Annotated in this window: 12 protein-coding genes; 4 read left to right on the top strand and 8 right to left on the bottom strand. The window is 71.6% G+C overall.

The window, feature by feature from the left end:
• Positions 1–124: 124 nt before the first annotated feature.
• The 4 genes from WMF24_RS04695 (at position 125) to WMF24_RS04680 (ending at position 8,220) form a co-directional block, all read left to right on the top strand.
• Positions 125–1,834, top strand: coding sequence for a protein kinase domain-containing protein (locus tag WMF24_RS04695; protein WP_437735137.1), 1,710 nt, complete (start codon positions 125–127; stop codon positions 1,832–1,834).
• Positions 1,834–2,499, top strand: coding sequence for a tetratricopeptide repeat protein (locus WMF24_RS04690; protein WP_437735136.1), 666 nt, complete (start codon positions 1,834–1,836; stop codon positions 2,497–2,499). The genes WMF24_RS04695 and WMF24_RS04690 overlap by 1 nt, the downstream gene beginning before the upstream one ends.
• Positions 2,500–2,974: 475 nt before the next feature.
• Positions 2,975–7,171 carry a protein kinase domain-containing protein gene (locus WMF24_RS04685; RefSeq protein WP_437735135.1) on the top strand — a complete coding sequence of 1,399 codons (4,197 nt, stop codon included), beginning with the start codon at positions 2,975–2,977 and terminating at the stop codon, positions 7,169–7,171.
• Between the two features lie 5 nt (positions 7,172–7,176).
• Complete coding sequence (locus tag WMF24_RS04680; RefSeq protein ID WP_437735134.1) at positions 7,177–8,220, top strand: tetratricopeptide repeat protein; 1,044 nt, start codon at positions 7,177–7,179, stop codon at positions 8,218–8,220.
• 114 nt (positions 8,221–8,334) lie between these two features.
• On the opposite strand, the gene rpsS is transcribed toward WMF24_RS04680, so the two are convergent.
• The 8 genes from rpsS to rpsG all read right to left on the bottom strand — a co-directional run bounded on the left by rpsS (position 8,335) and on the right by rpsG (position 14,845).
• Positions 8,335–8,631, bottom strand: a complete 297-nt coding sequence (rpsS, locus tag WMF24_RS04675) for a 30S ribosomal protein S19 (RefSeq protein ID WP_061621683.1) — start codon at positions 8,629–8,631, stop codon at positions 8,335–8,337.
• A gap of 2 nt (positions 8,632–8,633) precedes the next feature.
• Positions 8,634–9,464, bottom strand: coding sequence for a 50S ribosomal protein L2 (gene rplB / locus WMF24_RS04670; RefSeq protein ID WP_437735133.1), 831 nt, complete (start codon positions 9,462–9,464; stop codon positions 8,634–8,636).
• Positions 9,465–9,466: 2 nt separating this feature from the next.
• Positions 9,467–9,763 (bottom strand): 50S ribosomal protein L23, encoded by a 297-nt coding sequence (locus tag WMF24_RS04665; protein WP_020733177.1) that lies wholly within the window; start codon positions 9,761–9,763, stop codon positions 9,467–9,469.
• A gap of 15 nt (positions 9,764–9,778) precedes the next feature.
• A complete protein-coding gene (gene rplD, locus WMF24_RS04660) occupies positions 9,779–10,402 on the bottom strand; it encodes a 50S ribosomal protein L4 (protein WP_436612696.1) in 624 nt (207 codons plus the stop codon).
• A gap of 13 nt (positions 10,403–10,415) precedes the next feature.
• Complete coding sequence (gene rpsJ / locus WMF24_RS04655) at positions 10,416–10,727, bottom strand: 30S ribosomal protein S10 (protein ID WP_012233476.1); 312 nt, start codon at positions 10,725–10,727, stop codon at positions 10,416–10,418.
• A gap of 10 nt (positions 10,728–10,737) precedes the next feature.
• Positions 10,738–11,928, bottom strand: coding sequence for an elongation factor Tu (gene tuf, locus WMF24_RS04650; protein WP_020733175.1), 1,191 nt, complete (start codon positions 11,926–11,928; stop codon positions 10,738–10,740).
• Between the two features lie 10 nt (positions 11,929–11,938).
• Positions 11,939–14,053: an elongation factor G gene (gene fusA, locus WMF24_RS04645; protein ID WP_437735132.1), complete on the bottom strand. Its 2,115-nt coding sequence runs from the start codon at positions 14,051–14,053 to the stop codon at positions 11,939–11,941.
• 321 nt (positions 14,054–14,374) lie between these two features.
• Positions 14,375–14,845 (bottom strand): 30S ribosomal protein S7, encoded by a 471-nt coding sequence (rpsG, locus tag WMF24_RS04640; RefSeq protein WP_129345492.1) that lies wholly within the window; start codon positions 14,843–14,845, stop codon positions 14,375–14,377.

The raw sequence follows: 14,845 nt of genomic DNA, 5'->3' as shown, positions 1-14,845 counted from the left end.
TCCATCCGCGCGCTCCGTCCGACGACGACAGCGGATCCACGTCGATGGCCTTGCTCGTGCTTTTCGGCTCTCGTGCCCGGTCGGCGTGAAGGCTTCTCTCACGCGCGATGGGCGAAGGGGGCACATGCTGCATGCCGGAGACGTTGCAGGAGGTCGATTCCGACTGATCCAGCCGATCGGCTCGGGCGGGATGTCGAGCGTCTGGTGGGCCCGCCATGAGCTGATCGGCCGGGACGTCGCGCTCAAGCTGTCCCCTGCGATCCAGGATGAGCAGGTCATCGGGAGGTTCGTCCGCGAGGCGAAGATCATCGGCAAGTTCCAGCACCGGAACATCGTCGGCGTTGTCGACGCCGGGGAGCTCCACGAGGAGGGCTACCTCTTCCTGGCCCTCGAGCTCCTGCGGGGGTCGCCGTTCGCGGACCGCCTGCTCCCGAACCGGCCGCTGCCGCCCGAGGAGGTCGTGCCGGTGCTCATCGAGGTGTGCAGCGGGCTCTCGGCCGCCCACGCGGAGGGCGTCGTGCACCGCGACATCAAGCCGGAGAACATCGTGATGGCCATGGTCCCCGGCGAGGGGGTCGTGCCGAAGATCGTCGACTTCGGCATCAGCCAGCTCACGGGCGCGGGCGACGCGCTCACCATCGAGGGGCAGCTCCTCGGGACGCCGTCGTACATGAGCCCCGAGCAGGTGCTGGGCAAGCGCACGATCGACGCGCGCGCCGATCTCTGGGCGGTCGGCGTCATGCTCTACGAGGCGCTGAGCGGCATGCAGCCGTTCCGGGGGGGCAACCACCACGCCGTCCTCCGGCGCATCCTCGAGGTCCAGCCGGCGCCGCTCCCGCCGTCGATCCCGCCGCGCCTCCGGAAGATCGTCGGCCGCTGCCTCGAGAAGGCCCCGGCGCGGCGCTACCCCGACGCGGCCTCGCTCCGCGCGGATCTCCAGGCCGCGCTCGAGGACCTCGGCGCGAGCGCGCCCGCGCCGCTCGTGATCCTCTCGCCGCGGTCCGCCGGCTCGCGGTCGTTCGAGACCACGCGCCCCCGCGGCGCGCTCGCCGCGCCGCAGAAGCTCAGCGCGCTCGCCGCGCCGCAGGACCTCAGCGCGCTCGCCGCGCCGCAGGACCTCGACGCGCGCGCCGCGCAGCCGGAGCTCGGCGCGCTCGCCGCGAAGCCGGAGCTCGGCGCGCTCGCCGCGCTCGCCGCGCTGCCGCGGCTCGGCGCGCGCGCCGCGCCGCGGAAGTTCGACCCGCTCGACGCGATGCCGGAGCTCGGCGCGCGCGCCGCGCAGCCGGAGCTCGGCGCGCTCGCCGCGCTCCGACGGCTCGGGGCGCTCGCCGCGCCGCCGAGGATCGCCCTCCGCGCGCTCGGGCGCATCTGGGCCTCGCTGCCGCAGGCACGCCGATGGCGCGAGGCGCCGACGCTCGGGAGCACGCTGGGCGCCGCGCCGCCGCCGGACGACCAGCGGCGAGCTCGGACAGGCCTCGCGCTCCGGCTCGCCGGCGCGGCGGCGCTCGTCGCGGCGCTCACCTCGGCGGCGCTGCGAGAGCCCGCGGATGCAGAGCCCGGGGGCGCGGCGCGCGAGATCCTCCGCCCCGTGCTGGCCGCGGCCTTCGCGGAGAGCAGCGCCGCGATACGGCGCGGGGCCGGCGCGCCCGGCGAGCCGAACGGCGGCGCGCCGCCCCCGGACGCGCCGAGCTGCGACGGCGCGCCCGGCTCGCCGGAGATCGCGTCGACGACCCCGGCGAGCGCCGAGATCGCGACCGCTTCCGAGGACAGGCCCCCGCGCTCGCAGGCGCCGCGCGGGGCCTCGCGTTCTCGCATCACGAGCCCTGGATTCTGATGAGCAACGCCGCACCCACCTCCGCTCTGCGCAGGCGCTCCCGCCGGCGCGCCGCCGCGCTCGGGCTCGTTTGCTGGGCGCTGCTGTCCCCGTCCTGGCTGCGCGCGCAGGACAACGTCGCGACGCGCGCGCACGACGTCGCGACGCATACGCACGACGACGTCGCGACGCGCGCGCTGCGGCTCCAGTTCGCGCGGGGGCTGACCCTCGAGGGCGCAGGACGCTGGGCGGACGCGCTCGCTCGATTCGAGGAGATCGCCCGCCGCCGGCCGACGGCGAACGTGACGTTCCACATCGGTCTGTGTCACGAGCGGCTCGGCCGGCTGCGCAAGGCCGAGCAGACGTACCAGGACGCGCGCGCGAGCGCGCGGGCCGCGACCCCGGCGGTGCTGGCCGAGATCGACGCGCGCCTCCAGGACCTCGAGGGGCGGATGCCGAGGATCGTGCTGAACCTCGCCGGCGAGACCGAGGGCGTGACCGTGCTGCTCGACGGCGAGGTGGCGCAGCCGTCGCGGGCGATCCGGGTCGATCCGGGTCCTCACGTGGCCGTGGCGCTCCGGCACGGGATCCCGGTCGCGGCGAGCGCGTTCTCGAGCCACGAACGCCGCACCAGGTTCGTGACGCTGACCGTTCATCCCGTCCCGAGCAGCGCGCCGCGGCCCTGAGCGCGACGGCCCATCGGTGCCCCGGCGCGGGCATGATGGACGGCTCGCTTTCCTTGCCCATTTCCAGTTCAGAGGCCCCACCTGGCCCGACCTGCCCACGCGCGGCGTCGGCGGGCTCGGCGCGCGCCGAGCTCCCCACAACCGAGCACCTGTGCGCGCGAGGGAGCCCGCGCCCCTCATCGCGGGGGCCGCGGCCGTGTCCGCTTTTCTCGACGATTTCGCGGTACTCGCTGGAGCTCTGCGCAGGCGTATGTCAAGCCGCGGGACGCGCGGCGCGACGCTCGCGGTGCTCGCCGACGCGAGCGCGTCGCGACGCGCACAGCGCTGGCCAGCGCGCCCTGCGTGCGCGCGGAGCGCCGTGCGCGCTGCATGCGAAGCTCGCCTGACAGGGCGCTCCGGACACGAGCGAACCCGCCGTGGAACCGGCCATGAACGCTGGATCCTGCTTCTGCCGTCCTGATAGCATGCAAGTCCCATGGCGCTCGACAGGCCGCCCGGTGCGGGCTCTGCTTCGCGACTCGGCAATTATGAGCTGCTGAAAGAGCTGTCCGGCGGCGGCATCGGTTCCACGTGGCTCGGGCGAGCGTCCTCCGAGGGCGAGGCGCAGAGCGCGGCGCCTGTCACGATCCTGCGCATCTACCGGCACCTCACGAAGAAGACCGAGACCGCCGACGGCATCCTCCGCGAGGCCGGATCGGCGCAGCAGCTCCGCTTCCCGAACGTGGTCTCGGTGCTCGACGCTCGCATCGCCGACGGCGAGGTCTTCATCGTCTCGGAGTACGTGGAGGGCGAGCAGCTCGGCGCGCTTTCGTCGGCGGCCGGCGCCGAGGGGCTGCCGCTGCCCGTCGCCCTCCGGATCGCGGCCGACGTGCTGCGCGCGCTCGCGTCCGCGCACGCGGCCGAGCCGGCGCTCTTCCATGGCGAGCTGAACCCGACGCACGTCCTCGTCGGCGTCGACGGCGTCGCGCGGGTGAGCGGGCTCGGCGTCGCGCGGGCCATCGCCGGGCTCGCGCCGATGGGGACGAGGAACCCCGATCGGCTGGCCTACGCCGCCCCGGAGCGGGTCAAGGCGATGGCGACGCACACGGCAGCCCCGCTCGACGCGCGCGCCGATCTCTTCTCGGTCGGCGTGATCCTGTGGGAGCTGCTCTCGCGGCAGCGGCTGTTCTCGTCGAAGCTGGAGACGGCGGTCGTCCAGAAGGTGCAGACGGCGCCCATCCCGCCGCTCGCGGGCGTCGCCGGGGGCGCGATCCCGGCCGAGGTCGGCGAGGTCGTCCGGACCGCGCTCGAGCGCGATCCGGCGCTCCGCTTCGGGAGCGCGTCGGCGATGCTCGCGGCGCTGGAGGCCGCCGGCGCGGGGCGGATCGCCGCGACCGAGGACGTGGCCGCTGTGGTGAGCAGGCTGGCCGGCAAGACGATCGAGCCGCGCAGGACGATGATCGCCGCGGCGATGGCGGGCACCGCGGGCGCGACCGGGTCGCGGCCGGCGCCGCCGCCCCCCCGCGCGCGCGGGGCGACGCTCGTGGGCCTGGCGATCCCCGAGGGGGTGCTGTCCCCCCGCGGCGAGGCCCCGCGGCACGGGATCACCGCGCCGTCCCCGCGCCCGCGCGGGGCGCCGACCACGCCGGGCACCCCGCCCGTCGCCGTGGGCGGCGCGGCCACCGCGAGCCAGCTCCGCCCGTCGGGCAGCGCGGCCGCGCTGAAGAACGGCCTCGCCACCAAGGCGGCCGGCGCCTCGAACGGCGCCGGGGCGGCGCACGCCGACGTCGACGCCGCGTGGGGCGCGGCGGAGGAAGGCCCCGCCCGCGACCTGCCCGCGCCGCGGCCGCCGGCGCAGACGCTGCCGCAGATCGAGCCGTCGAGCGAGAGGACGGCGAGCCGCGTCGCCGCGTCGGTCCCCGAGGTCTCCGCGGCGACGCCGTCGCCGGCGGCCGTCGCTCCGAAGGAGCCGCCGCCTCGGGCCGCGGTGCCGCGGCCGGGCGATGCGGGCGCCGGCTCCGTGGCGGCGCGCATGACGCCGACGCCGGCCGAGGGCGCCGCGCCGAAGCGGCCGACGCCCATCCCGCCGGGGCCTCCGAGACCGCCGCGTCCGCCGGCAGCCCGCGCAGTGTCAGCGCCTCCTGAGGTCCCCGGCAAGGCCTCCGCCCCGGCGCCCACGGCGGCCGCGACCTCGTCGAGCCGCCCTCCGCCGCGCATCCCTGCGGTGCCCGCCGTGCCTCCGGCCCCCGCCGCGCACCGCGCGCCCGCGGTGCCGGTGACGCCGCCCGTGCCGCGCGTGGCCCCCGTGCCCGCGGGGCCGACGACGCCCCGCGCGCCCGTGGCGCCGGCCGTCCCCGCGGCGCCTGCCACGCCCGCCCCCCCCGCGGCAGCGACAGCGCCCGCAGCAGCGTCGGCGCCCCCCGCGCCCGCGACGTCAGCCGCGCCTCCGCGGACGCCGGTGCCTGCGGCACCGTCACCGCCGCCCCCGATCCCTGCCGCGATGAAGGCGCTGTCGCCTGCGTCGGCCGTCGTTCCGCCGGGCGGGGCGCCTGCGCCGACGACCTCCGTGACGCCGGAGAGCGCGCGCGGCGTCGACCTGCCGCCCATCTCCGCGAGGTCGATCCTCACGCCGACCGGAACGCAGGGCCCGACGAAGCTGTGGGGCCGCGCGGCCTCGGCCGTGGATCGGCTCGGCCCGGGGAGCACCCTCGGCCGCTACGAGATCCTCTTGCCGGTCGCCAAGGGAGGCATGGCGGCCGTGTGGGCGGCGCGCCTCCAGGGCACCCGCGGCTTCCGGAAGATCGTCGCCATCAAGACGATGCTGCCTGACGTCTCCGACGATCCCGACTTCGAGTCGATGTTCCTCGACGAGGCGCGGGTCGCGGCGCGCGTCCGCCACCCCAACGTGGTCGAGATCCTCGACCTCGGCGAGGAGGACGACGTCCTCTACATCGTCATGGAGTGGGTCGACGGCGAGACCGCCGGCACGCTGCAGAGGGCCGCGAAGAAGCTCGGCGGCATCCCGCAGCGGATCGTGCTCCGCATCGCGTCGCAGATCTGCGCGGGCCTCCACAACGCGCACGAGCTCCGCGACGACAGCGGCGCGCTGCTCGACCTGGTCCACCGCGACATCTCGCCGGCGAACGTGCTCATCTCGACCGCCGGGTTCGTGAAGATCGTCGACTTCGGCGTGGCGAAATCCAAGGGCCGCCTGCACGTCACGCGCGCCGGCGGCATCATCAAGGGGAAGACGCCGTACCTCTCGCCCGAGCAGCTCGCCGGGCTCCCCATCGATCGCCGGAGCGACATCTTCTCGCTCGGCGCGATGCTGTACGTGCTCACGACGGGGATGCACCCGTTCCGCGCGGAGACCGAGCTCTCGACGGTCGAGAACATCACCATCAAGGCCCCGCTCCCGCCGCGCGAGCTGAACAGCGCGATCCACCCCGAGCTCGAGAGGATCATCCTCAAGGCGCTCGAGAAGGATCGCGAGGGCCGCTTCTCGACGTGCGCCGAGATGCAGCGGGCCATCGATCAGGTGGCGTCGAGCCTCGGCGAGCCAACGACCGACGAGGACGTGGCCGCCTTCGTGCGGCTGGCGATCGGCGAGACCCAGGCGAGGCGGGCGCAGGAGCTCCGCGACGCGATCGCGGCGGTCGACGCCGGCGCAGCCCAGAACTCGGAGCCCCGCCCCGTGGTCTCGCCGGATCTCCAGGCCTCGCCCGCCAGCGTCGGCCCGGCGTCGAGCGAGCGCGCGCCCGGCGTCGCCGGGGCGGCGTCGGCCGCCGCTGCCGCGACGGCGGCCGCTGCGACCGGCGGCGACCTGAAGTCGAACGCGGCGGAAGCCGCCTCGACAGCGGCGCAGGAAGAGGAGATCCCGCTCAGCCTGGAGCCGATCTCGATCGAGGAGGCCGTCGCCCCGGCGCAGCCGCCCCAGCCCCCGCCGCGGCTCATCATCGCACCCGCGCTCCACGCCGACCTCCCGCAGGGCGCGTCGGTGGAGGCGGCGGGCTCGCCGGTCTCTCCGCGCGAGGGCAAGCCGCTCGGCGCGTCCGTGCCGCGGGTCCTCCCGGCGGCCGGCACGCCCGCGACCAAGGTGCTCGCGGCGGCGGACCCACCTGCGTCGAGGGCGGCGGCGCTCAGCGCCCGGTTCGCGAGGGGCGGCTCCCGGAGCCTCGCCAACGACGTCGGCGAGGTCACGGCGGTCGACCGCTCGTACGAGACAGCGCAGCGGCACAGGCGGCTCCAGCTCATCGTGGCCGGCGCGGCGATGTTCTGCGTGGCGATCGGCGCCGTCGCGCTGGTCACGCGCAGCGGCGACGAGCGCAGCTCCGGCGATCTCGGCAAGGCGCGCGTCGACGCGCTGCCCGCGACCGCGACGGCGGACACCGCCGCGCCCGCGGCCAGCGCCGTCCCACCGGCGCCCCCCGCGACGGTGGAGCCCCCGCAGGCGGCGCAGCCGCCGTCGCCGCCGCCTCCGGAGGACCCGCCGAAGCCCGCGGAGCCGCCGCCCGAGGCGACGCAGAAGCCTCCTCAGGCGGCGGCGCCGCAGCCTGCTGCCGCTTCGCCGGCGCCGCGCCCGACCGCGACGTCGCGCTCCCGGACGACCTCCACGACGACCAAGCCTGCGCCCAAGCCGGCAGCGACCAGCAAACCGACCACCAAGAAGAAGTACAACCCCTCGGGTATCTGAACACCGTGCGATCTCGACCCTGGCTCCGTGCGCTGCTCTTCGGTGCGGCGTCTTGCCTCTGCCTGTGCACGCTCCCCGGGCCCGCAGCGGCCGCGGACGACGCCGCGTCGACGCCGACGCCGGACGCGGTGGAGAGGGCGCAGAGCCTGTTCAAGAAGGGTGCCGCCCTCTTCGAGGGCGGGCGCTACGCGCTCGCGCTCGAGCAGTTCCGGGCGTCGTACGCTGCGGTGGCGAGCCCTAACTCGCGCCTGTACATCGCGCGCTGCCTCGCCGAGCTCGACGATCTCCCCGAGGCGTACCTCGAGTTCGAGCGGGTCGCTGAGGAGGCCGCGGCCCGGGCCAAGACCGAGGATCGCTACGCCCAGACGGGGCAGACGGCGCTCCTGGAGCGCGACGAGCTCGCGCGCAAGCTCGCGCTCGTGACGGTCACGGTGGCGCGCCCGGCGTCGGCGACGTCGCTCACGATCGCCGGTAAGGCGATCCCGCGCGAGCGGTGGGGCAAGCCGTACCCGGTCAGGCCCGGCAAGACCGAGGTCGTCCTGCGCACCCAGGTCACCTCGATCCCGCAGACCATCGAGCTGTCTGCGGGCGAAGCGAAGACGCTGCCGATCGACGCCGACGCGAGCGGCCCGCTCGATGGTGCCGAGGGCGCGGGGCTCCTCGACGAGGGCACGGTCCCGGCCACGGCGGAGACGCCCTCGCGGCGCGCGTACCTGCGCCCCTACGCGGTTGTAGCCGGCGGCGTGGGCGTGGCGGGGCTCGGCGTGTTCACGGTCGCCGGGCTGATGGCGAACAGCACCTACAGCGATCTGGCCGAGACCTGCCGAGGCCCCTGCCCCATCGAACGCCAGGACGATGTCGACGCTGGAAAGGCCCAGAAGACGGTCGCGAACGTCGGCCTCGTGGTCGGCGCGCTCGGGCTCGTCACCGGCACGACGCTGTTCATCCTGAGCTTCACCGGAGGCGGCGCCGGCGAGCCGCAGGGCGCGGCCACCTCGCCGCAGCTCCTCGTCGCGCCCAGCTACGTGGGCCTGCGCGGCGCGTTCTGACCTCCGCCTGCGCGGCGCGTTCCGGGTCGGTTCTCGGCTGAAAAAGCGAACGGGCGGGATCGCTGCTGCGATCCCGCCCGCCTGCCGTCGATCTCTCGCGCTGACGCGGAGAGATCAGCGACCGCCGCCGCCCTTGGCGACCTTGGCCTTCTTGTCCCCGGAGTGGCCGTGGAACGTGCGCGTCGGGGCGAACTCACCCAGCTTGTGGCCGACCATGTTCTCCGTCACGAACACGGGGACGAACTTCCTCCCGTTGTGCACGGCGAACGTGAGGCCGACCGACTCGGGCAGGATCGTCGAGCGGCGCGACCACGTCTTGATGACCTTCTTCGCGTTGGTCGCCTGGGCTGCCTGGATCTTCTCCAGCAGGTGACCGTCGATGAAGGGCCCTTTCTTGATGCTCCTCGGCATGACTAACCCTTGGTCCCGCGCCGCCGGACAATCATCGAGTCCGTGCGCTTGTTGTTCCGCGTCTTGAGCCCCTTGGCGAGCTGACCCCACGGCGAGCACGGGTGGCGCCCGCCGCTCGTCCGGCCCTCACCGCCGCCCATCGGGTGATCGACCGGGTTCATCGTGACGCCGCGGTTGTGCGGCCGGCGGCCGAGCCAGCGCGAGCGCCCCGCCTTGCCGAGGCTGATGTTCGCGTGGTCGGAGTTCGACACCTGCCCGATCGTCGCGCGGCAGTCGAGGTGGACCTTGCGGATCTCGCCGCTCGGGAGCCTGACCTGCGCGTAGTCGCCGTCCTTCGCCATGAGCTGGGCAGCGACGCCGGCCGAGCGGACGAGCTGGCCGCCCTTGCCCTTCTTGACCTCGACGTTGTGGATCGACGTGCCGGGCGGGATGAAGCGGAGCGTCAGGCTGTTGCCAGGCTTGATGTCCGCGTTCCGGCTCGCGAGCAGCGTCGCCCCGACAGCGAGGCCGTCGGGCGCCAGGATGTAGCGCTTCTCGCCGTCCACGTAGTGCAGGAGCGCGATGCGCGCCGTCCGGTTCGGGTCGTACTCGATGGCGGCGACCTTCGCCGGAACGCCGATCTTATCGCGCCGGAAATCGATGATCCGGTAGCGCTGCTTGTGACCACCGCCGCGGAACCGCGACGTGATCCGGCCGTTGTTGTTCCGGCCGCCGGTGGACGTCTGCTTATCGAGCAGCGACCGCTCGGGCTCGACCTTGGTGATCTCCTTGAAGTCGCTGACCGAGTAGTAACGCCGCGCCGGCGAGGTCGGCTTGAAGGATCTGATTCCCATGGCTATTCCGCCTTCTCGTCGAAGAACTGGATCTCGTCACCCTCCTTGAGGGTGACGATCGCCTTCTTCCAATTGCGCAGCTTCGCATAGCCGCGCCCCATGCGCTTTTCCTTGCCGCGCATGATCATGGTGTTGACGTCCACCACGCCCACCTTGAAGAGCGTCTGGATGGCGTCCTTGATCTGGATCTTGTTCGCCTCGCGGCGGACCTCGAAGATGACCTTGTTGCCTTGGTCGCGGAGCCGGCTCGACTTCTCCGTGAGGATGATGGGCCGGCGGATGATCTGCTCGGGCTGCATGGCGGACTCCCCTGACTAGCGAAGGCAACGCGCCTCGAGCGCCTTGGCGGCGTCCCTCGAGACGATGAGGTGGTCGTGCCTGAGGAGGTCGTAGACGTTGACCCCCTCCGGCGGCAGGTACTGGTGGTTCTCCAGGTTGCGGAGGCTCTTCACCAGCTTCTCGTTGCCGGCCGTGTCGACGACCAGCGACTTCCGATCCGCCTGCAGCGTCGTGAGCGTCGCCGCGATCGCCTTGGTCTTGATCTCGGGGACCTCGAGGCTGTCGAGCACGATGAGCCGGCCCTCCTTCGCGAAGAGGGAGAGCGCGCTCTTCAGCGCGCCGATGCGCACCTTGCGCGGCGGACGGTACGACCAGTCCTTCGGCTCCAGGGCGTGCGCCATGCCGCCGCCCGCGTGGTGCGGCGCGCGGATCGAGCCCTGGCGGGCGCGGCCGGTGCCCTTCTGGCGATAGAGCTTCTTCGTGGAGCCGGCGACCGCGCTCCGCTCCTTGGTGGCCTTGGTGCCCGAGCGGCGGGACGCGAGCTGCGCCTTCACGACCTCGTAGAAGAGGTGCTCTTTCACCTCGGTCCCGAAGACCTCGTCCGAGAGGTCGAGCTCGCCGACCTGCTCCCGCTTGAGGTTGTAAACGGTAACCTTCATGGTACCTGGACTCCTAGCTCTTGATCTCGACGTCGACGCCGGCCGAAAGGTCGAGCTTCATCAGCGCGTCGAGGGTCTGCTGAGTCGGCTCGATGATGTCGAGAAGCCGCTTGTGCGTCCGGATCTCGAACTGCTCGCGGGACTTCTTGTCGACGTGGGGCCCCCGCAGCACCGTGTAGCGACGGATCTCGGTGGGCAGCGGGATGGGTCCCGCGACGTGCGCGCCGGTCCGCTTGGCCGTCTCGACGATGTCGCTGGTCGACTTGTCGAGTAGCTGGTGGTCGAAGGCCTTGAGGCGAATCCGGATCTTCGTTGTATCAGCCATGGTGCTCTTCCTACGCGAGGATCTTCGTGACGACGCCGGCGCCCACCGTCTTGCCGCCCTCGCGGATGGCGAAGCGCATCTGCTCCTCCAGCGCGACCGGGGCGATGAGCTCGATCGTCATCGTGATGTTGTCGCCCGGCATCACCATCTTCACCCCCTCGGGGAGGTTCACCGTGCCGGTCACGTCCGTCGTCCGGATGTAGAACTGCGGCCGGTAGTTGGTGAAGAACGGCGTGTGGCGCCCGCCCTCCTCCTTCTTGAGGACGTACACCTCACCGGTGAACTTCGTGTGCGGCGTGATCGACCCGGGCTTCGCGAGCACCTGGCCGCGCTCGATCTCTTCCTTCTCCACGCCGCGGAGCAGACACCCGACGTTGTCGCCCGCCTGCCCCTGATCGAGCAGCTTCCGGAACATCTCGACGCCGGTGACGACCGACTTCTTCGTGTCCTTGAAGCCGATGATCTGGACCTCGTCGCCGACCTTGATCACGCCGCGCTCGATGCGGCCCGTGGCCACCGTGCCGCGGCCCTTGATCGAGAACACGTCCTCGATCGCCATCAGGAACGGCTTGTCGATGTCGCGCACCGGCTCGGGGATGTAGCTGTCGAGCGCGTTGAGGAGCTGCTGGATCGTCTCCTCCCACTTCGGGTCGCCCTGCAGCGCAGGCAGCGACGCGCCCCGGACGACCGGCGCGTTGTCGCCGTCGAACTTGTACTTCGACAGGAGCTCGCGGACCTCCATCTCGACGAGGTCGAGCATCTCCGGGTCGTCCACCGCGTCGCACTTGTTGAGGAACACGACGATGTGGTTCAGGCCGACCTGCCGGGCGAGGAGCACGTGCTCGCGCGTCTGCGGCATCACGCTGTCGAGCGACGACACGACGAGGATCGCCCCGTCCATCTGCGCCGCGCCGGTGATCATGTTCTTGATGTAGTCGGCGTGCCCCGGGCAGTCGACGTGCGCGTAGTGGCGCTTCTCCGACTCGTACTCCACGTGCGCCGCGGCGATGGTCACCGTCTTCGTCTCGTCGCGGACCGTCCCGCCCTTCGCGATGTCGGCGTACGAGATCGCCTTCGCCAGCTGACGCTTCGACTGCACCTTGACGAGCGCGGCCGTGAGCGTGGTCTTGCCGTGGTCGATGTGACCGATGGTGCCCACGTTCACGTGCGGCTTCGTACGAGTGAATTTCTCCTTGGCCATGGCGTCTTCTTTAACCTCGCTGCTTGGCGACGATCTCTTCCTGGATCGCTGCTGGAACCGGTGCGTAATGAGAGAACTGCATCGAATGGGTCGCGCGGCCCTGCGTCTTGGAACGGACGTCGGTCGCGTAACCGAACATGGTGGCGAGCGGGACCTCCGCTCGGATCACCCGGGTGTTCGCGCGTTGCCCCATGTCGAGGATGCGGCCACGTCGCGAGTTGAGATCTCCGATGACGTCCCCGAGGTAGTTCTCGGGAGACACGACCTCGACGGCCATCATCGGCTCGAGGAGCACGAGGCCCGCCCGCTTGGCGCCCTCCTGGAAGGCCATCGACGCGGCGACCTCGAACGCGGGGCCCGAGGAGTCGACCTCGTGGTAGCTGCCGAAGTGCAGCCGCACCTTGATGTCGACGACCGGGTAGCCCGCGAGCACGCCGCGGCCCATCGCGTCCCGGATGCCCTTCTCGATCGAGGGGATGAACTCCTTCGGGATGATGCCGCCGACGATGTCGTTCTCGAACACGAAGCCCGCGCCGCGCTCGGCCGGCTCGATGTCGATCCGGACATGGCCGAACTGGCCGTGACCGCCCGACTGCCGGACGAAGCGCCCCTCCACGTCGGTCGCCTTCTTCGAGATCGTCTCGCGGTAGGCGACCTCGGGCTTGCCGACGTTGGCGTCGACCTTGAACTCGCGCTTCAGGCGGTCGACGATGATCTCGAGGTGGAGCTCGCCCATCCCGGCGATGATCGTCTGCCCCGTATCCTCGTTCGTGTAGGTACGGAACGACGGATCCTCGTAGGCGAGCTTCTGCAGGCTCAGCCCGAGCTTGTCGAGATCGACCTTCGTCTTCGGCTCGATCGCGATCGAGATCACCGGGTCCGGGAACTCCATCCGCTCCAGCACGATCGGGTGCTTCTCGTCGCAGAGCGTGTCCCCCGTGCGGGTGTCGCGGAGCCCCACGGCGGCGTAGATGTTGCCCGCGTAGCAGACGTCGATCTCCTCGCGCTTGTTCGCGTGCATGCGGAGGATGCGCCCGAACCGCTCCCGCTTGCCGCGGGTCGAGTTGAGCACGCTGACGCCGCTCTTCGTCGTGCCGGAGTAGACGCGGAAGAAGGTGAGGTTGCCGAACTGGTCGTTCATGATCTTGAACGCCAGCGCCGCGAACGGCTCGTCGTCGCTCGCCTTGCGCGCGACGACCTTGTCCTTCTTGTCGGGCAGCGTCCCCTCGACGGCCGGGATGTCGACCGGCGAAGGCAGGTAGTTCACCACGCTGTCGAGCAGGAGCTGGACGCCCTTGTTCTTGAACGCCGAGCCGCACAGGACCGGGACGAACTTGAAGCTCAGGGTGCCGGCGCGGAGCGCCCCGTGGATCTCCTCCTCGGTGATCTTGTCGAGCTCGCCGGCGATGAACTTCTCCATCACCTTGTCGCTCGCGTCGGCGCATGCCTCGACGAGCTTCTCCCGGAGCTCCTTGCATCGGGGGAGGAGGTCCCCCGGGATCTCCTGCCAGTCGATGTTCTGGCCCTTCGACTCCTCGTCGAAGACGGCGGCCCGGAGGGTCACGAGGTCGATGACGCCGCGGAACGAGTCCTCCGCGCCGAGCGGGTAGTGGATCGCCACCGGGGTCGCGCCGAGGCGCTCGCGGATGGAGTCGACGCACATGTCGAAGTCGGCGCCGATCTTGTCCATCTTGTTGATGAACGCGATCCGCGGGACCCCGTACTTGTCCGCCTGCCGCCAGACCGTCTCGCTCTGCGGCTCGACGCCGTTGCCGCCGTCGAACACCGCCACGGCGCCGTCGAGCACCCGCAGGCTGCGCTCGACCTCGATGGTGAAGTCGACGTGGCCGGGGGTGTCGATGATGTTGATGCGGTGGGAGACGCCCTTCTGGGGTCCCTGCACCGGCGACCAGAAGCAGTTCGTCGCGGCGGACGTGATCGTGATGCCGCGCTCCTGCTCCTGGACCATCCAGTCCATCGTGGCCGCGCCCTCGTGGACCTCGCCGAGCTTGTAGTTGACACCCGAGTAATAAAGGATGCGCTCGGTGACCGTGGTCTTGCCCGCATCGATGTGGGCCATGATCCCGATGTTGCGCGTCCGTTCCAGGCTGTACTCGCGTGCCACTGTTCCTTCTCCGTCGTGTTGATGCGTGGGGTGAGTGTTCCGGACTCAGGATGCAAAACACCCTCTCCAGCCCGGCCCACCGCTGTTGTGGCGGGCACTTGAACCTGGAGAGGGTGTCGGGGTACAGCAGCAGCTTTTTCAGGTCTCGCGACGGCGAGCGCTGTCGCGCTCCCTCGTGAAGACCGGCTCTGTAACCCGATCCTTATGTCGACTGTGCCATCTCGCTCTACGCGTCTCCTCGCCTGGTCACCGGGACGTGAACCGGACGGTGAAATGGACGAACCAGCGCAGATCCATGATCTGCGCTGGCGGCCTCGTCACCTACCACCGGTAGTGGGCGAACGCCTTGTTGGCCTCCGCCATCTTGTGCGTGTCGTCGCGCTTCTTGACCGCGTTGCCGCGGTTCTGCGCCGCGTCGACGAGCTCGGCGGCGAGCCGCTCGCGCATCGTCTTCTCGCCGCGGCCGCGCGAGTAGGTCACGAGCCAGCGCATCGCCAGCGCGACGCGACGCTCGGGCCGGACCTCGACGGGGACCTGGTAGGTCGCGCCGCCGACGCGCCGGCTCTTGACCTCGAGCTTCGGCTTCACGTTGTCGAGCGCCTTCCGGAAGACGTCGATCGGCTCCTCCTTGAAGCGGTCGCGCACGATGTCGAACGCGCCGTAGAGGATCCCCTCGGCTGTCGCCTTCTTGCCCGAGAGCATCAGGGAGTTCGTGAACTTGGCGACGAGCTTGTCCTTGTACTTCGGGTCCGGAATGATCTTCCGCTTCGGGACTTCGCGACGACGGGGCAT

The sequence above is a fragment of the Sorangium sp. So ce1335 genome (assembly GCF_051521615.1).
Lineage (GTDB): Bacteria > Myxococcota_A > Polyangia > Polyangiales > Polyangiaceae > Sorangium.
The sequence above is the reverse complement of the archived record's forward strand: the minus strand, read 5'-3'. Positions and strand labels throughout refer to the sequence as shown.

Coding starts and splice junctions, on each gene's coding strand:
- WMF24_RS04695 (WP_437735137.1), top strand. CDS start 125: ATGCTGCATGCCGGAGACGTTGCAGGAGGTCGATTCCGACTGATCCAG.
- rplB (WP_437735133.1), bottom strand. CDS start 9,464: ATGGGAATCAGATCCTTCAAGCCGACCTCGCCGGCGCGGCGTTACTAC.
- tuf (WP_020733175.1), bottom strand. CDS start 11,928: ATGGCCAAGGAGAAATTCACTCGTACGAAGCCGCACGTGAACGTGGGC.
- rpsS (WP_061621683.1), bottom strand. CDS start 8,631: ATGCCGAGGAGCATCAAGAAAGGGCCCTTCATCGACGGTCACCTGCTG.
- rpsG (WP_129345492.1), bottom strand. CDS start 14,845: ATGCCCCGTCGTCGCGAAGTCCCGAAGCGGAAGATCATTCCGGACCCG.
- WMF24_RS04665 (WP_020733177.1), bottom strand. CDS start 9,763: ATGCAGCCCGAGCAGATCATCCGCCGGCCCATCATCCTCACGGAGAAG.
- rplD (WP_436612696.1), bottom strand. CDS start 10,402: ATGAAGGTTACCGTTTACAACCTCAAGCGGGAGCAGGTCGGCGAGCTC.
- rpsJ (WP_012233476.1), bottom strand. CDS start 10,727: ATGGCTGATACAACGAAGATCCGGATTCGCCTCAAGGCCTTCGACCAC.
- WMF24_RS04685 (WP_437735135.1), top strand. CDS start 2,975: ATGGCGCTCGACAGGCCGCCCGGTGCGGGCTCTGCTTCGCGACTCGGC.
- WMF24_RS04690 (WP_437735136.1), top strand. CDS start 1,834: ATGAGCAACGCCGCACCCACCTCCGCTCTGCGCAGGCGCTCCCGCCGG.